Genomic DNA, 21,883 nt, shown 5'->3' on the forward strand with positions numbered 1-21,883 from the left:
CCTGCGCCGACCGTGCGCAGCGCGCGGACCTCGCCCTATCGTGATCCCATGACCTGGGTGCTGACGCTGGCCATGAGCCTGGTCGCCGGTGCTGCAGCCTTCTACTTCAGCCGCTGGCGCGACCAGCGCGCGCGCAGCGAGCTGGCCTACTGGCGTGCCCTGCACGCCGCCGAGGGCGCAGGACTGCCGAGCGCCGCGCCGGTGCCCGGCATGGCGCCGCCCGTCGCCGCCACTAGCGCCGCCCTGCCGGAGGACAGCCCGCACCAGATCACGCGGCCCCAGCCCAGGCCCATGCCCTGGCCACCTGCACCATCGCCCGAGCCCGCCGCGTTGGCCGTGCCAGCCGCGCTGCCGCAGCTACAGCCCGCTCAGGTTGCGGCCGTGCCGCTGCTGTCCCGGGAGCTGACCATTGCCGACGAGTTGCTGGACCTGCAGCAACAGGTCGATTTCCTGCAGTTGCTGGGCCAGCACGAGGCGTCCGCCGACCTGCTGGCCGCGCGGGTGGCCCGCGGCGATGTGGGCGCCATGCCTCAGCTGCTGCTGATGGAGCTCAGCCAGCAGGGTGGTGATGCCGAGGTGTTCGCCGAACAGGCGAGGCAGTACGAGCAGCGCTTCGGCGCATCGGCACCGCAGTGGGCCCAGCCGCTGTCGCAAGGGCGCAGCCTGGATGGCTGCCCCAGCGTCATCGCCCATCTGCAGGTGGTGTGGGCCGACCCCGAGGCCGCGATGCGGTTGCTGCAGCAATTGCTGGCGCAGGGCGGCGGCCCGGGCGTGCCGCGCTTCGAGCTGCCGGCCTACCGCGACCTGCTGATGCTCTACGGCGTGGCGCGCGACGTGTTCGAGGCCGGGCTGCGCAGCGACGAAGTGGACCTGATGTTGCCCCTGGATTCGGGCGCCGGCGACTGAGAAACTGCTCGGTTCAGAGGCCGAAATCGGTTGCGTCGCCGTTCATGGCCTTCTCGATGAGCTTGCGGCTCAGCCGCTCGGACAGCAGCTCCGCGAAGCTGTACACGTAGTTGCGCAGGTAAGCGCCACGCTTGAAGGCGATGCGCGTCACGTTGCTGCCGAGCAGCGTGCCCAGCGGCCGGGCGACGAGGTCGCTGCCCACGGGCTCCTCACGCATTGCCATCTCGGCCACGATGCCCACGCCCATGCCCAGGCGCACATAGGTCTTGATGACGTCGGAGTCGATGGCCTCCAGCACGACGTTGGGCGTGAGGTGGCGCGAGGCGAAGGCCTTGTCGATGCGGGTGCGGCCCGTGAAGCTGGGGTGGTACGACACCAGCGGCTCGCCGGCCAGTTGCTCCAGGCTGATGCGCTCGGCGCTGGCCAGGGGATGGTCGCGCGGCACCACCATCACGTGCTGCCATTCGTAGCAGGGCAGCGTGACGAGCTCGGGGTACTGAGCCAGCGATTCGGTCGCGAGGCCCAGGTCGGCGCTCTCGTCGAGCAGCATCTTGGCGACCTGATCCGGGCTGCCCTGGTGCAGGCTGATGCGAAGCTGAGGCAGGTTCTTGCGCAGCTGGGCCACGGGGGTGGGCAGCACGTAGCGGGCCTGGGTGTGGGTGGTGGCGATGGAGAAGGTGCCGCTGTCCTGGCGCGAGTACTCCTCGCCGATGCGCTTCAGGTTGCCAACCTCCCGCAGGATGATCTCGATGCAGGCCAGCACCTGCTGGCCCGGCTCGGTGATGCGGCGCAGCCGCTTGCCGTGGCGCGAGAAGATGTCGACGCCCAGTTCCTCCTCCAGCTCGAGGATGGCCTTGGACACGCCCGGTTGCGACGTGAACAGCGCCTTGGCCGTCTCGGTCAGGTTGAGGTTGCGGCGGGCGGCTTCTTGGACGAAGCGGAATTGATGGAGGTTCATGTCAATGTGAGCAGGCAGGCGTCGCACATGGCTTGGAGCACGGCTTCATGCTCGCCAAGAGGGGGGTGCAGCAGCCACTCGACGGCGTCGCCGTGGCGCTGGCGCAGGCCATCGATCAGCAGCGGCACGTCACGACGCACATGGCCGCCTGTGCCGAGAAAGAGCGGCAGCACATGCACGCGCGTGCAGCCGGCCGCGGCCAGCGTTTCGGCGGCCGCCTCGATGCCGGGCGACATGAACTCGAGATAGGCCAGGGCCAGCGGCGTGTGCGGCCGTGCGGTGCGCAGGCGCTCGGCGACGCGTTCGAAGGGTTGCGCCCATGCCGGGTCACGCGCGCCGTGGGCGAAGAGCAGCAAACCGTCCATCAGCGGTATCTGACGAGCCAGGTGAAGGCCGCCATCGACAGCCCGAAGTAGAGCAGGCTGGGCGTGGCCGCCACGACCCAGGGTGTCCAGTTCTTCAGCAGCCCGAGGTGGCCGGCCACGTTGTTGAGCAGCATGAAGCTGATGCCCAGCATGATGCCGCCGAAGACCTTGATGCTGATGCCACCCGAGCGCCCGTGCAGATAGGCGAAGGGCAGGGCCAGGGCGACCATGACGAAGCAAGCGAAGGGGTAGAAGGCCTTGCGCCAGAACTGGATGTTGTGGGCCTGGGCCGACTGCTCCTGCGCCGACAGGTGCGCGGTGTAGCGGTAGAGCTCCAGCGTCGACATCGACATGGCGGGCAGCACGGCTGCGGCAATGACCCCGGCGTGCAGCGAGCTCTGCCAGTCGAGCTGGTCGAGCTGCTGCTCGCTGACGACGACCTCGCCGACGGGGCTCGGGCCGGCGGGCGCGCCAGGATTCCAGACCGTGCGCCTGACCGTCTTCAGGTGCCAGAGCCCGCGCGCGTCGACATCGGCCCTTTCGGCCTCGGTGCGCGACATCAGCCGGCCTTCGGCGTCGAACTCGAAAATGATCACGTCGACCAGCGCGCCGCTGCTCCCGACGCGTCCGACCTTGACGGAATAGCTGCGCTCCTGGCCCTCGACCTTCTGGTGGTCCTTCAGCCAGGCGCCGCGCTTGGTGGGGGTGGCGTCGTGGCTGAAGCTGGCGCGCAGGTTGTCGCCCTCGCGCTCGAACTGCGGTGCCACGTAGTCACCGACGACGAAGGTCAGCACCGCAAAGGCGGCGGCGAGGCTGGCCAGCAGCGCCAGCGCCCGTGCAGGCCCGAGGCCGCCCGTGCGCAAGATGGTGAACTCGCTGCTCTGCGCCAGGCGTGCCAGCGCAATGATGGCGCCGATCAGCACGGCAATGGGGAACAGCTCGTAGAAGTGTCCGGGCAGCTCCATCGCGGCGAGCAGTGCGGCCTTGCCGCCGCCGACGCCGATGCGGGCCATGCGGTCCAGTTCGTCGACGAAGTCGAAGAAGAAGAACAGCGACAGGAAGGCCAGTGCCACGAGCACGACCGAGCCGACGATGTCCTTGTAGAGCAGGCGACGCACGGTCTTCATGCCGCAACTCCCTTCAGGCGGCGTCGCAGGCAGAAGCGATTGGCGTTGTCGCGCAGCCAGATGACGGCCAGCGACAGGCACAGCGCACTGCCATGCACGCTGATCAGGGCTCGTGGCAGGGACATGCGGCCGTTGCCGACCCACGACTGCGACAGGTTGATGAGATTGAAGTAGACGATGAAGGCCAGCAGTGCGAACAGCAGGTTCCAGTTGCTGGCGCGGCGGGGATTGCTGGCCGACAGGCCGATGCCCAGCAGCGTCATGTTGATGCCGCCCAGGATCAGTCCCAGGCGCCAGGCCAGTTCGCCCTGGTTCTTGGGGGTCGGCGCGCGCAGCAGGTCCAGCGTGGGCATGGCCTTGGGCGGCAGTTGATTGGCATTGGCCAGCACCTGGGTGTCCGTCATCACCTTGTACTGCTGGAAGCGAGCCAGGCTTTTCTCGCCGGTCTTCAACTGGGTCTCGTTGCGTTGGCCGTGGTCGAGTACGAGGAGGCGGTCGTCGCCTTCCATCTCCAGTCGGCCGCGTGCCGAGGTCGTCACCGATTCGCGTTCATTCTGGTTGGACAGGATGAAGACATTTCGGCCCGTTGCCGCATCGTCCCCCTCGCGTTCGATGAAGAAGACACGGCTGCCGTCGCGCGAGGTCTGGAACTGGCCCGGCGCGACGCGTGACAGGTCGCCCCGCTTCTGATAGCGGTCACGCAGTTCGGCGCTGTTCTGGTTGCCCCAGGGCCAGACCACCAGTTCCAGCACGATGACGGCCAGCAGCACGGGCCAGGCCATCAGCAGCACCGGGCGCACGAAGCGCGACAGCGCAATGCCGCTGGCGAACCAGATCGTCATCTCGGACTCGCGATAGATGCGGCCCAGCGTGAGGACGACGGCGATGAACAGGGAGAGGATGAGCATGGTCGCCAGGTGGGCGATGGTGGCGTAGCCCATCAGCAGAACGACGTCCTGCGGCGCGACATTGCCGCCCGCGGCTTGGCCCAGCGTGCGGATCAGCGTGGACGTGAGCACGATGGTCAGGATGACCACCAGCGTGACGCCGAAGCTTCTCGCCAGTTCGGATCGCGTCGATGAATCGAATAACATCAAAAACACTTCTATCTACTTCTAGTCATTATGGACTTCAAGATTCAAACCGCTGAGCTGGATTCGCTCGCGGGAGTCGGCGCTGACGCCCTGATCGTCGTCCTGGGCGGTGAGGCTTTGCCCAAGGGCCTGGATGCCGCAGTTGCCAAGCAGGTGCAGTCCGCCATCAAGCTCGGCGACTTCGCGCTGAAGGGTGGTCAGGCGCTGACGCTGACACAGGCCGAAGGCATCAAGGCACCTCGCCTCGTGCTCGCGGCCAGCGGCAAGACGACGCTGGCGGCCGCGCGTGCGGCGCTGGCCGCGGGCCTGGCCCAGATCAAGTCTCGCGGCGCCGTCAGCGCCGCAGTGGCGTTCGTCGGTTTCGAGGCCGGTGCCGTCGAATCGCTGGCCGAGCAGACCGCGCTGGCAGGCGCGGACGCTGTCTATCTCTACCGCCACACCAAGCCCAGCGCCCCGGCCGCGCCCAAGCTCGCCAAGCTGGCGCTGCTGACGGCCAAGGCGGATCAGAAGGCCGCCAAGGCAGGCCTTGCGCGAGGCCAGGCCATCGCTGCCGGCGTCGAACTGGCCCGCGAATGCGCCAACCGCCCGGCCAACCATGCCACGCCGACCTATCTGGGTCAGGTCGTCCAGGGCCTCGGAAAGGCCCACGGCCTCAAGGTCGAAGTGCTGGACCGCAAGGCTGTCGAGAAGCTCGGCATGGGCAGCTTCCTGGCCGTGGCCCAGGGTTCGGACGAGCCGCTGCGCTTCATCGTCGCCCGATACGAAGGCGCCGCCAAGACGGTGGCGCCGGTCGTGCTGGTCGGCAAGGGCATCACCTTCGACACCGGCGGCATCTCGCTGAAGCCGGGTGCCGAGATGGACGAGATGAAGTTCGACATGGGTGGCGCGGCCAGCGTCATCGGCACGCTGCGTGCAGTGGCCGAACTCCGCCCCAAGCTCAACCTCGTCATGATCGTCGCCGCCTGCGAGAACATGCCCAGCGGCCACGCCGTCAAGCCGGGTGATGTGGTCACCTCCATGTCGGGCCAGACCATCGAGATCCTGAACACCGACGCCGAGGGGCGGCTCATCTTGTGCGATGCGCTCACCTACGCCGAGCGCTTCAAGCCTGCCGTCGTCGTCGACGTGGCCACGCTGACCGGCGCCTGCGTCATCGCGCTGGGCGGCGTGCGCAGTGGCATGTATGCCAGCGACGACGAACTGGCGGCTTCGCTGACGGCGGCCGGTGATGCCGCCCTCGATCCCTGCTGGCGCATGCCGCTGGACGACGACTACGCCGAAGGCCTGAAGAGCAACTTCGCTGACGTGGCCAACATCGCCGGCCGTGCGGGCGGCTCCATCACGGCGGCCAAGTTCCTGCAGCGCTTCGCGAGCAAGTACCGCTGGGGCCACCTCGACATCGCCGGGACGGCCTGGAAGGGCGGCGCCGCCAAGGGCGCCACGGGCCGACCAGTCGGTCTGCTCACGCACTTCGTGCTGAGCCACGCCAAGTAAGCGGTGACCGTCCAGGTCAGCTTCTACAGCGACGCGGCCGACCCGCTGCACTATGCCTGCCGGCTGATCCGCCGCGCCCTCGCGGCGGGCAAGCCGGTCGGGGTCTGCGTGGCTGCGGCCGAGGCCGCGCGCCTGGACGCGCTGCTGTGGAGCTTCGACGCGGCCGAGTTCATCCCGCACCGGCGATGGGACGGCGCCACGCCGCCCGCGCCGGGCGAGGTGCTGCTGGTCGACGATGCGGCGCGCCTGCCGCATCGTGGGCTGCTGTTGAACCTGTGCGACGGCATGCCGGGCGACGCGCTGGCATTCGAGCGTGTGCTGGAGGTCATCGGACAGGAGCCCGAGCGCGTTCAAGCTGGGCGTGCGCGCTATCGCGTCTACCAGCAAGCAGGAGCCAAGCTGGACCACTTCTCAGCGTCAGGTTGACGACATAGCGTCCACGCTTTCCCGAATGAGAGCCCCCTGGTTTTGGGGTATGTTCATTTGGTTGAAAACTCAACGTTCTCCGTGTGTTCCTCTCTCTTCCAAACTGGAGTTGATCCATGCAAATTAAGCTGAATATCGTGGTTGGCGCAGTGGCAGCACTGCTCAGCGGCGCCGCCATGTCGCAGGACCTGATCGTCAAGATCGGTCACGTCGGCCCGACCAGCGGCGCGATCGCCCACCTCGGCAAGGACAACGAATTGGGGGCTCGCCTCGCCATCGAGGAACTGAACGCCAAGGGCGTCATGATCGGCGGCAAGAAGGCCAAGTTCGAGCTGCTGGCCGAAGACGATGCAGGCGATCCGAAGCAGGGCACTGCTGCGGCTCAGAAGCTCGTGGACTCCAAGGTCAACGGCGTCGTGGGCCACCTGAACTCCGGCACCTCCATCCCGGCGTCCAAGGTCTACAGCGACGCCGGCATCCCGCAGATCTCGCCGTCCGCCACCAATCCCAAGTTCACCCGCAACGGCTACAAGACCACGTTCCGCGTCGTCGCTGACGACGTGCACCTGGGCGGCACGCTGGGCAAGTACTCGGTGGCGCAGCTGAAGGGCAAGTCCATCGCCGTCATCGACGACCGCACGGCCTACGGCCAGGGCGTTGCCGATGAATTCGAAAAGGGCGTCAAGGGCGCGGGTGGCAAGGTCGTCGGCCGCGAGTTCACCAACGACAAGGCAACGGACTTCACCGCCATCCTGACCTCCCTGAAGGCCAAGAAGCCCGACGTGGTCTTCTTCGGCGGCATGGACGCCGTGGCCGGCCCGATGCTGCGCCAGATGAAGCAATTGGGCATCGAGGCCAAGTTCATGGGCGGCGACGGCATCTGCACGGGTGAACTGCCCAAGCTGGCCGCCGGCACCATGGGTGACGGCCAGGTGGTCTGTGCCGAAGCCGGTGGCGTCGAGGGCGAGGCCAAGAAGTCGATGGACGAGTTCCGCGCCAAGTTCAAGTCCAAGTACAACGTCGACGTGCAGATCTACGCGCCGTATGTGTACGACGCCGTCAACGTGATGGTTGACGCCATGAAGCGCGCCAACTCCGCCGACCCGGCCAAGTACCTGCCCGCGCTGGCCAAGACGACCGGCTACAAGGGCGTGACCGGCACGATCACCTTCGACGAGAAGGGCGACATCAAGAATGGCGCGCTGACCCTCTATACCTACAAGGGTGGCAATCGCGAACAGCTCGCCGTCGTGCGCTGATCTCCCTCTGACGATCCGACACGCCCGCCTTGGCGGGCGTTTTTCTTGGCCAAAGACCCGCGATGCGGGTCTTTGGCTTTATGGGTTGCCGACGCATTTAAAGCTCACGCTAAATAGACGACAAACCTGTGCGCCTTGCGACATCGTCGGCGGTTGAATCGTGAATACTACCCAGCCTCCGTCAGGAGGCCCCAATATCTACGGGGCAGAAAAACTCGCGCGCGCCGTGCCGCGAGCACTTTCACAAACCCGGTTTCGACCCGTTCCAAGGAAATGGCTGTGCGTTTCGCACGCTTTGCGGCGTTCGGCGTCAGGCGTGCATGGTGCTGTCGCCGGCTTTCGGTTCTACTGCCGCCCGTTGTGAAAAAGACCGCTCCGGCGGGCCGTGCAGATGCTGCGCCACGACGCGGATTCAAGGGTCAAGCACCCTCTAAACGGGGGGCTTTCAAGCCTGGGGGCCGGAGGCATGATGCCGGCGCGATCAAGGGTTGGTCGGGCATGTCCGTCGCGACGTCAAGTCAGGGACATCCATAGGCCGGCCGGGCGATCTCCCAGGTGGTCTGCGACCGTGGGCTGCAAGGTCGGTGACGCGACGAGCAGCCTGCGTGCGAAATCAATGGAATATCGATACTAATTCGAGTTTCGTTAGTTGGATTGCAGATGTGGAGCACGCCAGCAGTAATGATCGGGGGGACGTAAATGATTCGAATATTCAACCATTACCTGCATAAGCAGACCTTGCTTCAGGTCTTCTTCGATCTCGGACTGATCGTGTTCGCGGTCATCGCCGTCGTCCTCAGCCAAGGCGAATCGGCGCAGACGGTGTTGCCCTTTGCCGCTTCGCACGGCCTGTCCCTCGCGGGTTGCATGTTCGTGATCAATTCGGCCACGGGCTTCTACCAGCATGTGCACAACCGCTCCGTCACCGAATCTTGCGCGCGTGCGCTGTTCGGTTTGCTGTTCGGCCTGCCCCTGGCCTATGCCATCTTCAGCCTGGTGCCGTCGAACACCAGTCACCGTGACCTGCTGACCCTCGTCGCCATGGTCGCCGTTGCTGCGGTGATGGTGCATCGCGTCTATGCCGCCCACTCGGGCGCCCAGGCCCGCATGCGCAGCCGCATCCTGATTTTCGGCACCGGTGTGGCCGCCCGCACGGTGGGCAATACGCTGCGGGCTTCCGACCCGCATGCGCAGATTGTCGGCTTCTACGCCGGTCCGAACGAGGACCAGCCCGAGGTGCCGGCCGCCGAGATCATCAATGACGGGGCCAACCTGACGGAAGCCGCGCTGAAGCACAACGTCGATGAGATCGTCGTGGCATTGAGCGAGCGCCGCGGCGGCAGCATGCCGCTGCGCCAACTGCTGGATTGCAAGCTGTCCGGGGTGCGCGTGGTTGACATCGCCACGCACTTCGAGAAGACGTTGGCACAGATCAACATCAAGCACGTGAATGCCGGTTGGCTGGTGTTCGGCGATGGTTTCAGCCAGGGGATGCTGCGCGCGGCGATCAAGCGCGTCTGCGACATCATCTTCGCGACGCTGATCCTGGCCCTGACCTGGCCCATCATGCTGGTCACGGCGCTGGCCATCCGCATCGAATCGCGCGGCCCGGTGCTCTACCGTCAGGAGCGTGTGGGCTTGAACGGCGTGCCCTTCAATGTCGTCAAGTTCCGCAGCATGCGCACCGACGCCGAAAAGGATGGCAAGCCGCGCTGGGCGACCAAGAACGACGACCGCGTGACCCGCATCGGCCGTTTCATCCGCAAGGTGCGCATCGACGAGCTGCCTCAGCTGTTCAATGTGCTGGTGGGCGAGATGAGCATGGTCGGCCCGCGCCCGGAACGGCAGTTCTTTGTCGACGAGCTGATCAGCAAGATTCCCTATTACGCCGTTCGTCACAGCGTGAAGCCGGGCGTCACCGGCTGGGCCCAGGTGCGTTACGAGTACGGCTCGACGATCGAGGATTCGGTCGAGAAGCTGCAGTACGACCTCTACTACGTCAAGAACCATTCGCTCTTCCTTGATCTGCTGATCATGCTGGAGACGGTGGCGGTCGTTCTGACGGGCAAGGGCGCGCGCTGAGCTCTGGTTGCTTCGGCGCACGCGCCGGTGACCAGGGCCGGTGAGGCATGCTTGAATCACGCATGTCTGTCGCTGCCGAATTGGACTCCGCCTCGGGTGCCCTGATCGATGGGCTCACGCCAATGCTCTCTTTGAGCAACCTGGGCGACCTGATCTGCGCGCTGGCCTACGGCCTGTTCGCGCTCCACTTCGCGCTCCGGCTGATGCGCGGCAGCATGCCGGTTACGCCCCTGGCGCTCGTCTTCCTGGCGGCACTGGCCGTCAGCTCGATCTGGGCGGGTGTCGCCCTCGCGGACGGCTTGCGGCACTGGTCTGAGCACCTGCCGACCTGGATCACCCCCACGCTGGATCAACTGCGGTTCGGCCTCTGGTTCGTTTTCATGCTGCTGCTGCTGCCGCCGCGGCGAGGCGGCGGGCTGGGCTGGTTGCGCCCGCTGGCCGGTTTGGTGGTGCTGGCCCACCTCTGGTTGATCCTGTCGGCCGAAGGCTTGCCGGCAGGGACGCTCACCCGCCCGCAGGCGCTGGTCTCGCTTGCCGCCGCCGTGCTCGGGCTGGTCCTTGTCGAGCAGATGCTGCGAAATTCCGCCGGCGACGCCCGCTGGAACGCCAAGCCGGTCTGCCTCGGCCTGGGCGCCATATTCGCGTTCGATCTCTTCCTCAGTTCCCAGGCGGCGTTGTTCCAGCATTTCGACGACGCGGCCACCAGCGTGCGTTCCCTCGTGCATGCGGCGGCGGTTCCGCTGCTGTACGTGGCGTCGCGCCGTCAAGCCGATTGGCTCGACAAGCTGCATGTGTCACGCGCGGCGGTCTTCCACTCCGCCACGCTGTTGCTCGTCGGCTGCTATCTGCTGATGGTGGCCGGTGTCGGCTACTACGTGCGCTACACCGGCGGCGATTGGGGCAGGGCGTTGTCCGTGGCTTTGGTGTTCGTCGCGTTGCTGGCCCTGGCCTTGCTGGTGGCCTCCGGTTCGATGCGTTCGAGGCTGCGGGTCTACATCAGCAAGAATTTCTTCAGCTACCGCTACGACTACCGCGAGGAGTGGTTGCGCTTCACGCAGTTGCTGTCCGGCAGCGCCGAGCCTCAAGACACGGCCGAGACCGTCGTGCGGGCCTTGGCGAACCTGGTCGAGAGCCCGAGCGGCATGCTGTGGATGCAGCGCGCCGCTGGCGGCGATTTCCAGCAGGCCGCGCGATGGAATCTCCCCCCCCAGGGTGGCGGCGAAGCCCGCGATGGCGCGCTGGCCAGGTTCTGGCAGGAGCGCGCCTGGATCATTGACCTGGACGAGTGGCGGGCCAGGCGCGAGGCCTACCCCGGCCTCGAGCTGCCTGCCTGGCTGATCGACGAGCCCCGGTGCTGGCTGCTGGTACCACTGCTCGTGCGCGATGCGCTGATCGGCTTCGTCGTGCTGGGGCGGCCGCGTGCCGTCGTCGAGCTGAACTGGGAGGTGCGTGACCTGCTGCGCACCGCAGCCAGCCAAGCTTCGGGCTATCTGGACCAGGTCCAGGCCACGGAGGCCTTGCTGGAGGCACGGAAGTTCGACGCCTTCAATCGCATGTCGGCCTTCGTCGTGCACGACCTGAAGAACATCGTCACGCAGCTGTCGCTGATGATGAAGAACGCCAAGCGCCTGCGCGACAACCCCGAGTTCCAGCAGGACATGCTGGACACGGTCGAGAATTCGCTCGAGAAGATGCGCCAACTGATGCTGCAGCTGCGCGAGGGGGAGAAGCCCCACGGCGTGACCAGCGGCGTCGACCTGGAGCAGATCGCCAGGCGGCTCGCAGCCGCTGCATTCAGCAAGGGCAGGACGCTCGAGCTGGAGCTTCAGGCCGGCGTCAGCACGCGAGGGCACGCGGAGCGCGTGGAGCGCGTGCTGGGGCACGTCGTCCAGAACGCGTTCGATGCCACGCCCGCCAGTGGCCGCGTGTGTCTGCGGCTGGATGCGCAAGGTAGCCAGGCCCGCGTTCGCGTGGAGGACAACGGCTGCGGGATGAGCGAGGATTTCATTCAGAATCGACTCTTCAAGCCGTTCCAGACCACCAAGGCAAGCGGCATGGGCATTGGCGCCCACGAGAGCTTTCAATACGTGCATGAACTGGGAGGCAAGATCAGCGTGCAGAGCGAATTGAACCGGGGGACCACCGTGACCCTGCTGCTGCCCTTGTTTCATGCACAGGCCGACGCACCGCTGGTCGCGCTTGACGCCCAATGAGTGCGCCTCGCCATGCGCCGCTGCTGATCGTCGAGGACGATCTCGCACTGCAGAAACAGCTTAAATGGTCGTTGGACCGCTTCGAGTCGGTCACGGCGGATGACGTCGCCAGCGCCGTGCTGCAGTTCCGACGCAGCAGTCCGGCCGTTGTCACGATGGACCTTGGCCTGCCGCCGGACCGGGACTCGGTCTCCGAAGGCTTCAAATGCCTTGAGAAGCTGCTGGAGCTCGACCCCGCGGTGAAGGTCATCGTGCTGACCGGCCAGAATGACCAGGAGAACGCGCTACGGGCCATCCGCATGGGTGCGTACGACTTTCTCGCCAAGCCCGTCGATCCTGACGTGCTGGCCCTGACCGTGGAGCGCGCCTACCGCCTGTACGAGCTGCAGCAGGAGAACCGCCGGCTGCAGATGCAGCAGAGCAGCGATGTCTTCTCGGGCCTCGTGACGCGCGATCCCGGCATGCAGCGGGTGTGCCGCATGATCGAGAAGGTCGCCCCCAGTGACGCCACCGTGCTGCTGCTGGGCGAAAGCGGCACCGGCAAGGAGGTGCTCGCGCAAGGGCTGCACGACGCTTCCAAGCGCAAGGGCCGTTTCGTCGCCATCAATTGCGCTGCCATCCCCGAAACGCTGCTGGAGAGCGAGCTCTTCGGCTACGAAAAGGGGGCATTCACGGGTGCGACCAAGGCCACCGTCGGCAAGATCGAGACGGCCAACGGTGGCACGCTGATGCTCGATGAGATCGGCGACCTGCCCATGTCTTTGCAGGCCAAGTTGCTGCGCTTCCTGCAGGAGCGCGTCATCGAACGCGTGGGCGGCCGCCAGGAGATCCCGATGGATGTACGCGTCGTCGGCGCAACGCACCAGGACCTGAAGGCCCGCATCGCAGACGGACGTTTTCGCGAAGATCTGTACTACCGTCTCGCCGAGATCGTCGTCGAGATCCCGCCGCTGCGCGAGCGCGTGGGTGACCCCGTGCTGCTGTCGCATGCCTTTGCGCGCCGCTTCGCCACCGAGATGCGCCGCCCCGTGCCGACGCTGGCCGACGATGCCGTACGCGCCCTTGAGGTGCATCGCTGGCCGGGCAATGTTCGCGAGCTGCAGAACATGCTCAAGCGTGCCGTCATCATGTGTGAGGACGATCGCATCGCCGCGTTGGATCTCGGCTTGCGCACCGCACCCGTGCCAGCGGACGATAGCGCGACGCTCGATCTGCGCACCGTGCGGGAGAACGCCGAGCGCCAGGCGGTCATCACGGCGCTGGCGCGGACCGATGGCAACATCGTCCGTGCTGCCGAACTGCTCGGCATCAGCCGGCCGACGCTGTACGACCTGATGAACCGGTTGCAGATCAAATGAAGGCCGGGCGTTCGCGGCATGCGTGCTTCGCTGTCATTTCGTCGGGGATCTCGTCTCGTGGGCCTTGCCTTGGGGCAGGGCCTAGCCAAAACGCGTCAGCTCATGCAGATCAAGCCAGCGAGTCTTAGTCAGCGGGTGAGCCAGGGCTTGCGTCGAGCGCTGCGCGGGTTGCCGGGGCGCGCCCGAACCGACCTCGGTCGCACGCGGCGAGCCGCACTGCTGTCGGCTCTGCTGGCGCTGGGCCTGATCGGCCCTCGATGGGCGTGGGGTGATGCGACGCTGCCGGGCCTGATCTCCCGATCGAAACCGGCGGTCGTCCTGGTCGGCAGCTACGGCTTGCTGGATGCGCCGCGCTTTGGATTTCGCGGGACCGGTTTCGTGGTCGGCGATGGCATGCAGGTCGTCACCAACGCCCATGTGCTGCCACCGCTGGAGGCGGGGCGCATCGACCGCACCGTGGCGATTCAGTCCTGGACGCCCGAGAGTGGCTGGTTGCTGCGTGGGGCACGCGTCGTGAAGGTCGACCCCTCCCAGGATCTGGCCCTGCTGCAGATCGACGATGGCCGGCCGCTGCCAACGCTGCGCCTTGCCGAGCAGGAGGCGGCCGAGGGCGAGATGATCGCGCTGATCGGCTTCCCCATTGGGGGCGCCCTGGGCTTCTCGCACGTGACGCATCGTGGCATCGTGTCGGCGCGGACCGCGATCGTCCAGCCGGCATCGGGCCCTCAGGGGCTGAACGAGAAGGCCGTGCGCCAGTTGCGCCAAGGCAGTTTCGAAGTCCTTCAGCTCGACGCCACCGCCTACCCCGGCAACAGTGGCGGTCCGGTGATCAACATCGCCACGGGCGAAGTGGTCGGCGTCGTCAGCATGGTGGCAATCAAGGCATCACACGAGTCCGCCTTGACGGCCCCCAGCGGCATCAGCTATGCGATTCCGGTGCGCAATGTGCGCAGCTTTCTGTCGGAGGCGGCAGGTAAATCGTCCCGATAGTGACGAGTCAGCGCGTCGCTCCGGCAGCACCTTGATACGATCAGCTCACTTCGAGGTAATTTTGTGAATCCATCGACTTCAAGTGGAAACCTTGGCCATCGATTCGAGGAACTCTTCGAGTTTTCGTTGGCCTTGGATGCGCCCAGCGTCGAGATGGTGTACCGGATCCGGCATGACGTGTATTGCCGCGAACTCGGGTGGGAGGCGGTTCGCGATGACGGCCTCGAGATGGATGAGTACGACCGCCATTCGGTCCATTGCCTCCTGCGCAAGCGCGGTTCGGGCGACCTCGTGGGCTGTTCGCGCCTGGTGCTGGCGCGGCCGGAGCAGCCCTCGTTCCCGTTGCCGTTCGAGCTCAGTTGCCGTGACGTGATCCACCGCGATCAGGTGGACCCCGCGCAGATGCCGCGGCATGACGTGGGTGAAGTCTCGCGGCTGGCGGTCATGAGCGAGTTCCGCCAGCGCCAGGGTGAATCGGACAAGCCCGTCTCTGTCGGCGAGCAAGACTTCGAATCCAGAGGCGGGCAGCCTCGCTTCCCGTTCATCCCGATGAGCCTGTACCTCGGCGCCGCAGCTGCCGCCCGGCACCTCAACGTCGAGAACGTGTTCGTGCTGACGGAACCTCGCTTGGCCAGCCACTTTGCCCGCCTCGGTTTTGACATCCGTCCGGTCGGCGGCGAGATCGAGCATCGCGGCATTCGTGTGCCTTCGCTGCTCAGCTCCAGCAAGGTCGTGAGCAATCTGCGCCCGTTGATCAAGCCGTTGTATGCCGTGATCGACAAGCTGGTGAACAGCTCATTCGAGGCTCATCCGGAAGCGTTGGAAAGGCTCCGGCCCTCTTCGCGCTGACCGTTCGGTCACTCCCCGCAGCATCCATCCGTGCTGCAATTTCTCTTGATTGCTGATCTCATGAACAAAGCTTCGTCTTCTGGAGTTGCAGCCAAACGCAGGCGTGCAGCAGGGTTGGCGCTCTCGAGCGTCCTGCTGGTCGGGTGTTTCGGCAAGTCCGCGGAGGAGTACGTGGCGGACGCCAAGGTCGCCCTGGCCAAGAAGAACGATGCTGCGGCAGTGATCGAGCTGAAGAATGCCCTGCAGGCCGACCCGTCGCTGGCAGAGGCGCGGCTGCTGTTGGCTCGGGCCTTGTACGGGAGCGGTGACATCGCGGGCGCAGCCATCGAGCTCGACAAGGCTGCACAGGCCGGGCAACCCAAGGCCAGCCTCGCGCCACTGGATGCGCGCCTGATGTTGGGACGTGGCGAATCAGCCAAGCTGCTGCAGACCTATGCACAAACGCGGCTTGAGGTGCCGGCTGACCAGGCGGATCTGCTGGGCAGCGTTGCGATCGCACATGGCTTGCAGCGCCAGTTCTCAGAGTCCATCCGGGCCGTCGACGTGGCGCTGCAGCTCACGCCTGACGATGTGCGCCTGCTGATGATCCGCGCTCGCGCGCTCAACGAGCGTGATGGCACCGAGGCGGGGCTGCAGGCTGTGGAGGCGGCGCTCGCGAAGCATGCCGACAGCGGCGAGGCCTGGCAGGCCAAGGGTGATCTGCTGGCGCTGGGCGGTCGCGCGGACGAGGCACTGACGGCCTATCGCCAGGCCGCCAAGCTGACACCCAAGAGCGTGGAGGTGCAATCCCTGCTGCTGGGACTGTTCCTCGACAAGCAGGATGTGAAGGCCGCAACCGCGCAGTACGACATCTTGAAGCAGGTCTCGCCCAAGGGGTTGCAGACCTATTTCCTCGGGGCGCAGTTGTCCTTGCTGAAGAACGATCTGAATGCCGCGCGTGAGCAAATCCAGGCGGTGTTGAAGGTCGCTCCGAACGATGGGCGTGTGCTGCAAACGGCTGCGGCCATCGAGTTGCGACGCGGATCGGTGATCGAGGCGAGCCGGCATCTGTCCAAGGCCGTTGCGGCCAATCCGGCGAACGGGTCGGCGCGCCTGATGCTGGCCCAGACCGAGCTGCGTGCGGGCGATGCTGCCAAGGCGTTGAGCACGCTGCAGCCGCTGCTGGAGACGGCCACGCCTTCGGCCGTGGCACTGGCCGTTGCGGTCGATGCCAGCCAGATGAAGGGGGATGCCACTGCGACTGACGCCTATCTGCAGCGCATGGCCAAGATCAGCCCCAACGATGTTCGCGTGCAGGTCGCTATGGCGATGGCCGACATCCGCAAGGGTCGCACGGCGTCCGGCACCGAGGCGTTGCGCAGCCTGGCAGCCCGCGGCCCCGACACGACCGCGGACATGGCGCTGTTCGACCTTCACCTGCGCGAGAAGGCCTTTGACGCCGCGCTGGCCGACCTCGCCGGCGTCGAGCGCAAGCAGCCGGGCAAGCCGATGACGGCGCTGATGCGGGGCAAGCTGGAGCTGACGCGGGGCCAGGCGGGCGCGGCCCGTCAGGCTTTCGAGAGCGCGCTCAAGTTGGACCCGGGCTTCGCGCCGGCCAACTTTGCGCTGGCTGGGCTCGATCTGGGCGACAAGGACTACGCGTCGGCAACGGGGCGCTACCAAAAGGTCATTGCCGCTCAACCCCACAACGTCGAGGCGCAGCTCGGGCTGGTCGCCGTTCGCGACCGCTCCGGGGCCAACGTTCGTGAGCTGGCTGACATGCTGAAGAAGCTCGTGACCGATATGCCTTCAGAGCCGGGGCCTCGCCTTGCGCTGATCGAGGCTCAGGTGAAGGGCCACCAGATCGATCAGGCCCTGTCCACCGCGCAGGAGGCGGTGGCGGCGCTGCCTGACAGCCAAGAGGTGCTGGCGGCGCTGGGCCGTGTTCTGATGCGCAAGGGCGAGATGGACCTGGCGCTGGCCAACTTCAACAAGCTGATCACGCTGCGTCCCGAGTCACCGCAGTCGTACATGCCGCTTGCCGAGGCCTACGCGAGCCGCAACGACCGCGCCAATGCGATGCGCACGCTCAACCGCGCCCTCGCGCAGCGGCCCGACTTTCTGCCGGCGCAAGCGATGCTGCTGCAACTGGCCACAGGGTCGGGCGATCTGGCCGCAGGGCGTCGCATCGCGCAAACCGTGCAGCGTCAGAGCCCCGAAAGCCCGGCCGGCTTCGTGCTTGGTGGCGATGTGAATGCCGCTGGCAAGAGCTGGGATCTTGCGGCGCAGGACTATCGAACGGCGCTGAGCAAGGGGGCGGGCAGCGAGACCGCCATCAAGCTCGACCGCGCGCTGACGGCGGGCGGCCGCAAGGCCGAGGCGCTGAAGTTCCGTGCCGACTGGCAGGGCGCGCATCCTGACGACGTGAGCTTCCTCTACCACCTCGGGGATACGGCGATGGCCGCGCGCGACCTCGCGCAGGCCGAGGCTCACTATCAGAGTGTGCTCAAGATCGCGCCGGACAGCGCGCCGGCGCTCAACAACCTCGCTTGGCTGCTGGGGCAGGCGAAGAAGCCCGAAGCTCTGCGCTTTGCCGAGCGCGCCAATGAACTCGCCCCCAAGCAGCCTGCCTTCATGGACACGCTGGCGGGTGTCCATGCGCAGTTGGGCCAATTCGACAAGGCGCTGGAGATCCAGAAACAGGCGGTGGCGTTGGCGCCCGATGTCGCTCCCTTGCGTTTGAGCCTGGCGCGCATTTACGTGGCGGCCGGCCAGAAGGCGGCTGCGCGCGAAGAGCTGACCCGACTTGCTGAACTGGGTGACCAACTGCCGCAACAGCAGGAAGTGCGTCAGCTGCTTGCAGGGCTGTGAAGTCCTGCGCATCCCGCGCCCACGGATGGGTGCGGCGTTCGGGATGGTTTATCTGGCTGAGAGGTGAGAGCGCCGATTCCACGATTGGTGATCATGGAGGCGGGCCGCCGCGGTGAAGTCGGCGCCTGCGGTGTGGACGCTTTGAATGGGCTCAGAATGCGCCGGTGATGGCGATGCGCGGCTCGGGCGGCGCGCCCGTTGCGACTAAGAGTCGCGATCGATGGCGGAGTTGCTCGGGATCCGCGCTGCGAATCCACCATAGGCGGCATGCAAGCGAGAAGGCGCGCCATTCCCCGTGAGGAGGGCGTCAGAACTCCAGAGGGAGGGATGGTGTGTGCGACGAGCCGAAGGTCAGCAGTGCTCACCGAGTCCATCGTTGCAGTCAGGCCGCGTGATGGCGAATGGCCGCGATTCAGCCCCCCCATCGAGCCGTGCCAGTGAAAGATCGTCTGCTCAGTTGCAGGAGAGAACTGACGAGTGGGCCAGGCCTGCGGGACGCCGCAAAAAAGAAGAAGCCCGCCTTGCGGCGGGCTTCTGTCATTCAATCGAAGCGCGTGCGAGACGCGCTGTCGATTTACTTGGCGGCCTTGCGGCGGCTCAGACCCAGGCCAACGAGGGCCAGGCCGACCAGCGCCAGAGAGGCCGGCTCGGGGATCTTGACCGACTTGCCGAACAGGTTGCCGGTGCCGGACATGTCGTTCAGGCTGGGACCCCAGGGGAACGTGAACGACGAAGTGAACCGCAGGTCGGTGCCGTTCGCTTGCGTGTTGGTGTTCAGGTAGCTGGCGGCATTGCCACCCGTCACGTTCAGGAAGCCGAGACCCGACAGAACTTGACCGCTGGCATCAACCGAACCCACGAAGTCGTTGGCCATGGTCGTGCCCAACCACAGCGTGTTGGTCATCGTGTTGGCCGCCGTCAGCTGCGAGTAGTCGAACGGATTGGCGATGCGAACTGCGCCTGCGTAGAAATTGACCCAGCCGCCGCTGTAGATGATGGACGTGCCAGCGCCGCCCGGCAGTGCGCCGGCCACAGACGGGGTCAGACCGCCGAACTGGAACGTCAGTTGGCAGTTGTTGCAGAAGTTGGCATTGCCGTTCATCGCGGTGATGACGCCGAAGCCCGAGACCACACCGGTCGTCGCGTCGATGAACTGACGGATGTTCACGGACTGCGACGTGAAGTCGGTACCGGCATTCGGATCCCAGGTCACGCCGTCAACGGTGTAGGCCTGTGCCGTCGTTGCCACGCCAGCCAGCAGAGCGACCGCTGCCAGTGCGTTCTTCAGTTGCTTCATGTTTGCTCCTTTTGGCCTGCACGGCCGGTTGAATCTACGACGCAATCTAAGCAGCAAGCATGCCAACTCTTTGAAATATCACTAAGTCATTGATTTGCAAGGTGAATTTCCGGACTCTGGGGGCGCTGGTCTGGCACGCTCCGTCCAGCTGTCAAGAAATCCGACACTCAGATTTGGCAATAGCGCCCGGGGGCAAGAATCCCGGAGGGTGACACGGGGGGGATGGGCTGGCCCAATTGCTCGTGCAGGCCCAGCCACCAATCCATGTCGTTGATGCCGTAGCGATAGGGCACGAAGCCCAGTGCGTGGCCGGCATCGAGCAGGGCGCGCTTGCAGCGGGCGGCGTCGGCGCTGGCGGCGGGGTTGCCGGCGTCGAAGAGCAGGGGCACGGTGCTGTCGAACACCTTGTCGTTGACGGTCGTCAGGGTGATGAGCGGTTCCATGGCGTGAGCCTGGGTGATTTCGCGGACCGTGCTGACGTAGCGGGTCACGTCGGTCCCGCGCATGGGGACCAGCGGGGCGTACCAGATCAGGCCGCAGCGGTCGCGTGCGGGGTTGCGCCCGTCGGCGGGCTGGGCGGCGGGGTTGCGCCAATAGGCCAGCGGCAGCGCGGTTTCGTTGGGGCGACCTTCCACCAGTTCCAGCGAGCGGGCCAGCGTCCGCGCGGTGCTCGCGAGCTGGGCCGCCTTGCTGCCGGGCAGCTTGCCGAGGAGTCCGGCCAGGCCTTCGGCCTTGCCGCGCGAGAAGAACATCACCCGGCTGCCTACCCCGCGCAGCGCTGCCTTGATCTCTGCTCGGGCGGCGCTCACGACGGCCTGCGTGCCATAGAGCGTGACCAGGCCCGTCCAGGGGCGTATCTGGTAGCTGCGCCCAAGCGCCTCGACGACCTCAGGCGGGATGAGGCCGCGCGCGTCGAGCTGGTCGCGAGGGTAGGGGGCGGCCATCGACAGCATGCGGTGACGATTCATCAGGTTGATGCCTCCGACGATGCCGGGCAGCCGCGCGAGGATGTGGCGTACGCGTTCGACAGCCGGTGCCAGCAGTTCTTCGTGTTCGAGGCCAAACAGGCACACCTGCACGCTGTCGGGGCGGCGCGCCAACAGGAAGCTGATTTCGGTGACAACGCCGAGATTGCTCTGTGTGAAAAGGCCGTTCACATAGGGACCGACGCCATACTTGAACAGCCGCGCCGCCTCGGGTGCGCCGGCACGCACCAGCGCGGTTTCGTAGAGGCTGCCGTCGGCCAGCACGGCTTTGAGGTCGGTGACGGCGCCAAAGTGGTCCGTGTGCGGCGTGATGCCGTAACCACGCTCCAGCGCGTTGCCCAGCAAGCTGCAGCGCGGGCCGGCGCCGGTGACGGGTACGAGGAAGGGGTGCCCACCTTCATCCAGAAAGCGGGCGAGGTCGCCCTGCGTGACGCCAGGCTCGACGGTGACGACACCGAGCTCCGCATCGAAGTTTCGGATGGCCTTCATGCCGGAAAGGTCCAGCAAGACGCAGCCGTCGCGCACCGGCAGGCTGCTGCCGTAGCCCCAGTTGTTCCCCGTACTTATGGGGTGCACAGCCACCTGGTGCTGGTGTGCAATGCGGACTGCTCTGATGACCTCGTCACGGGTGGTCGGGAGCAGGGCGGCCGCCAGTTGCCGCTGAGCGCCTGTGGTGTCGAAACCGTAGCGGTCTTGTGCCGTCGCGCCGTCGAGTACACGCTCTGGGCCTAGCAGTGCCGACCATGCCTGCAGGGCGTTTTGAAGTGTGTTGTTCATGGTTATTTTTCCGTGAAAGTTTGGCGTGAATCATCGCTGCCCGTGCGGCTAGGCTTCCAGGGGCTATGGCATCATGACAGGCGCCATGGTCTGCAGGCGTGCACTTGATTCATTAGCAAGTGGCCGTGGAGACCGGCGACCCAAAATGTGTTTGGCCCATGGGCCTTCGGGGCGCGGCGGGGTGTGCGTGAATTGGTAGTGAGCGATTAAGGGGAATCCATTGAAAGCACTCTTCAACCACCCGGCGCGGTGGCCTGTCCGCATGACCGTAGCCGCGCTGCTGGTGGCGTTGGCCGGCTGTGCCAGCTCCAAGTTTCCGGCAGCGCCGGCGACAGTGGCCAGCGATGATTACAGCTACATCATTGGCGCTGGCGACAACCTGAGCATCCAGGTCTGGCGCAACCCGGAGCTGTCAATGTCCGTGCCGGTGCGGCCGGACGGCAAGATCGCCGCCCCGCTGGTGGACGAAATGGTGGTCCAGGGCAAGACGTCCGTGCAGGTGGCGCGCGATGTCGAGCAACAGCTGGGCAAATACGTTCGAGATCCGGTTGTCACGGTGATCGTGACGGGTTTCGTCGGTCCGTACAGCGAGCAGATTCGCGTTGTGGGCGAGGCGGCCAGACCCCAGTTCCTGCCCTACAAGCAGAAGATGACGCTGCTGGACGTGATGATCGCGGTGGGCGGCCTGACGGATTTCGCCTCCGGCAACAGTGCCACCATCCTGCGTACGGCCGAGGGCAACAAGCAGTATTCGGTGCGCTTGAAGGATTTGATCAAAGGCGGCGACGTGTCCGCCAATGCGGAGATGCGCCCCGGCGACATCTTGATCATTCCTCAGAGCCTGTTCTGAAT

General features: G+C 65.9%; 16 protein-coding genes and 1 pseudogene. 11 read left to right on the forward strand and 6 right to left on the reverse strand.

The window, feature by feature from the left end; genetic code table 11:
* A pseudogene (locus VGF12_RS25480) lies at positions 1–906 on the forward strand (hypothetical protein); the annotation flags it as partial.
* Positions 907–919: 13 nt separating this feature from the next.
* Here the strand turns inward: VGF12_RS25480 and VGF12_RS25485 are convergent.
* The 4 genes from VGF12_RS25485 to lptF are packed head-to-tail and all read right to left on the reverse strand — an operon-like array spanning position 920 to position 4,450.
* Positions 920–1,864 carry a CysB family HTH-type transcriptional regulator gene (locus VGF12_RS25485; protein WP_331178852.1) on the reverse strand — a complete coding sequence of 315 codons (945 nt, stop codon included), beginning with the start codon at positions 1,862–1,864 and terminating at the stop codon, positions 920–922.
* Complete coding sequence (locus VGF12_RS25490) at positions 1,861–2,229, reverse strand: CbiX/SirB N-terminal domain-containing protein (RefSeq protein WP_331178853.1); 369 nt, start codon at positions 2,227–2,229, stop codon at positions 1,861–1,863. The genes VGF12_RS25485 and VGF12_RS25490 overlap by 4 nt, the downstream gene beginning before the upstream one ends.
* Positions 2,229–3,356, reverse strand: a complete 1,128-nt coding sequence (lptG, locus tag VGF12_RS25495; protein WP_331178854.1) for an LPS export ABC transporter permease LptG — start codon at positions 3,354–3,356, stop codon at positions 2,229–2,231. Before lptG ends, VGF12_RS25490 begins: the two co-directional genes overlap by 1 nt.
* Positions 3,353–4,450 carry an LPS export ABC transporter permease LptF gene (gene lptF / locus VGF12_RS25500; RefSeq protein WP_331178855.1) on the reverse strand — a complete coding sequence of 366 codons (1,098 nt, stop codon included), beginning with the start codon at positions 4,448–4,450 and terminating at the stop codon, positions 3,353–3,355. The genes lptG and lptF overlap by 4 nt, the downstream gene beginning before the upstream one ends.
* A gap of 30 nt (positions 4,451–4,480) precedes the next feature.
* Between lptF and VGF12_RS25505 the strand changes: the two genes are divergently transcribed.
* The 9 genes from VGF12_RS25505 (at position 4,481) to prsT (ending at position 17,971) form a co-directional block, all read left to right on the forward strand.
* Positions 4,481–5,944: a leucyl aminopeptidase gene (locus VGF12_RS25505; RefSeq protein ID WP_331178856.1), complete on the forward strand. Its 1,464-nt coding sequence runs from the start codon at positions 4,481–4,483 to the stop codon at positions 5,942–5,944.
* Between the two features lie 3 nt (positions 5,945–5,947).
* On the forward strand, positions 5,948–6,370 hold the full coding sequence (locus tag VGF12_RS25510; RefSeq protein WP_331178857.1) for a DNA polymerase III subunit chi: 423 nt from the start codon (positions 5,948–5,950) through the stop codon (positions 6,368–6,370).
* 116 nt (positions 6,371–6,486) lie between these two features.
* Positions 6,487–7,629, forward strand: a complete 1,143-nt coding sequence (locus VGF12_RS25515; protein ID WP_331178858.1) for a branched-chain amino acid ABC transporter substrate-binding protein — start codon at positions 6,487–6,489, stop codon at positions 7,627–7,629.
* A gap of 699 nt (positions 7,630–8,328) precedes the next feature.
* Positions 8,329–9,711 (forward strand): TIGR03013 family XrtA/PEP-CTERM system glycosyltransferase, encoded by a 1,383-nt coding sequence (locus VGF12_RS25520; protein WP_331178859.1) that lies wholly within the window; start codon positions 8,329–8,331, stop codon positions 9,709–9,711.
* A 62-nt stretch (positions 9,712–9,773) separates the two neighbouring features.
* A complete protein-coding gene (gene prsK, locus VGF12_RS25525; RefSeq protein WP_331178860.1) occupies positions 9,774–11,924 on the forward strand; it encodes an XrtA/PEP-CTERM system histidine kinase PrsK in 2,151 nt (716 codons plus the stop codon).
* Positions 11,921–13,282 carry a PEP-CTERM-box response regulator transcription factor gene (gene prsR, locus VGF12_RS25530; protein WP_331178861.1) on the forward strand — a complete coding sequence of 454 codons (1,362 nt, stop codon included), beginning with the start codon at positions 11,921–11,923 and terminating at the stop codon, positions 13,280–13,282. The genes prsK and prsR overlap by 4 nt, the downstream gene beginning before the upstream one ends.
* Positions 13,283–13,384: 102 nt before the next feature.
* The gene (locus tag VGF12_RS25535) at positions 13,385–14,272 is read left to right on the forward strand and encodes a serine protease (protein ID WP_331178862.1); all 888 of its coding nucleotides are present in this window, start codon (positions 13,385–13,387) and stop codon (positions 14,270–14,272) included.
* A gap of 63 nt (positions 14,273–14,335) precedes the next feature.
* Positions 14,336–15,121 carry a PEP-CTERM/exosortase system-associated acyltransferase gene (locus tag VGF12_RS25540; RefSeq protein ID WP_331178863.1) on the forward strand — a complete coding sequence of 262 codons (786 nt, stop codon included), beginning with the start codon at positions 14,336–14,338 and terminating at the stop codon, positions 15,119–15,121.
* Positions 15,122–15,235: 114 nt separating this feature from the next.
* Positions 15,236–17,971, forward strand: a complete 2,736-nt coding sequence (gene prsT, locus VGF12_RS25545; RefSeq protein ID WP_331178864.1) for an XrtA/PEP-CTERM system TPR-repeat protein PrsT — start codon at positions 15,236–15,238, stop codon at positions 17,969–17,971.
* A 574-nt stretch (positions 17,972–18,545) separates the two neighbouring features.
* On the opposite strand, the gene VGF12_RS25550 is transcribed toward prsT, so the two are convergent.
* Together VGF12_RS25550 and VGF12_RS25555 are read right to left on the reverse strand one after the other, a co-directional pair.
* On the reverse strand, positions 18,546–19,268 hold the full coding sequence (locus tag VGF12_RS25550) for a PEP-CTERM sorting domain-containing protein (protein WP_331178865.1): 723 nt from the start codon (positions 19,266–19,268) through the stop codon (positions 18,546–18,548).
* Positions 19,269–19,435: 167 nt separating this feature from the next.
* A complete protein-coding gene (locus tag VGF12_RS25555) occupies positions 19,436–21,031 on the reverse strand; it encodes an FAD-binding oxidoreductase (RefSeq protein ID WP_331178866.1) in 1,596 nt (531 codons plus the stop codon).
* Positions 21,032–21,293: 262 nt separating this feature from the next.
* On the opposite strand from VGF12_RS25555, the gene VGF12_RS25560 reads away from it, so the two are divergent.
* Positions 21,294–21,881 carry an XrtA/PEP-CTERM system exopolysaccharide export protein gene (locus tag VGF12_RS25560; RefSeq protein WP_331178867.1) on the forward strand — a complete coding sequence of 196 codons (588 nt, stop codon included), beginning with the start codon at positions 21,294–21,296 and terminating at the stop codon, positions 21,879–21,881.
* Positions 21,882–21,883: the final 2 nt, after the last annotated feature.

The sequence above is a fragment of the Roseateles sp. genome (assembly GCF_036404855.1).
Lineage (GTDB): Bacteria > Pseudomonadota > Gammaproteobacteria > Burkholderiales > Burkholderiaceae_C > Pelomonas.

Bases quoted from the DNA above. Each gene is read 5' to 3' on its own strand.
- VGF12_RS25505 (WP_331178856.1), top strand. From the start codon at position 4,481: ATGGACTTCAAGATTCAAACCGCTGAGCTGGATTCGCTCGCGGGAGTC.
- VGF12_RS25560 (WP_331178867.1), top strand. From the start codon at position 21,294: ATGACCGTAGCCGCGCTGCTGGTGGCGTTGGCCGGCTGTGCCAGCTCC.
- VGF12_RS25490 (WP_331178853.1), bottom strand. From the start codon at position 2,229: ATGGACGGTTTGCTGCTCTTCGCCCACGGCGCGCGTGACCCGGCATGG.
- lptF (WP_331178855.1), bottom strand. From the start codon at position 4,450: ATGTTATTCGATTCATCGACGCGATCCGAACTGGCGAGAAGCTTCGGC.
- prsK (WP_331178860.1), top strand. From the start codon at position 9,774: ATGTCTGTCGCTGCCGAATTGGACTCCGCCTCGGGTGCCCTGATCGAT.
- lptG (WP_331178854.1), bottom strand. From the start codon at position 3,356: ATGAAGACCGTGCGTCGCCTGCTCTACAAGGACATCGTCGGCTCGGTC.
- VGF12_RS25550 (WP_331178865.1), bottom strand. From the start codon at position 19,268: ATGAAGCAACTGAAGAACGCACTGGCAGCGGTCGCTCTGCTGGCTGGC.
- VGF12_RS25535 (WP_331178862.1), top strand. From the start codon at position 13,385: ATGCAGATCAAGCCAGCGAGTCTTAGTCAGCGGGTGAGCCAGGGCTTG.
- VGF12_RS25520 (WP_331178859.1), top strand. From the start codon at position 8,329: ATGATTCGAATATTCAACCATTACCTGCATAAGCAGACCTTGCTTCAG.
- VGF12_RS25485 (WP_331178852.1), bottom strand. From the start codon at position 1,864: ATGAACCTCCATCAATTCCGCTTCGTCCAAGAAGCCGCCCGCCGCAAC.
- VGF12_RS25515 (WP_331178858.1), top strand. From the start codon at position 6,487: ATGCAAATTAAGCTGAATATCGTGGTTGGCGCAGTGGCAGCACTGCTC.
- prsR (WP_331178861.1), top strand. From the start codon at position 11,921: ATGAGTGCGCCTCGCCATGCGCCGCTGCTGATCGTCGAGGACGATCTC.
- VGF12_RS25555 (WP_331178866.1), bottom strand. From the start codon at position 21,031: ATGAACAACACACTTCAAAACGCCCTGCAGGCATGGTCGGCACTGCTA.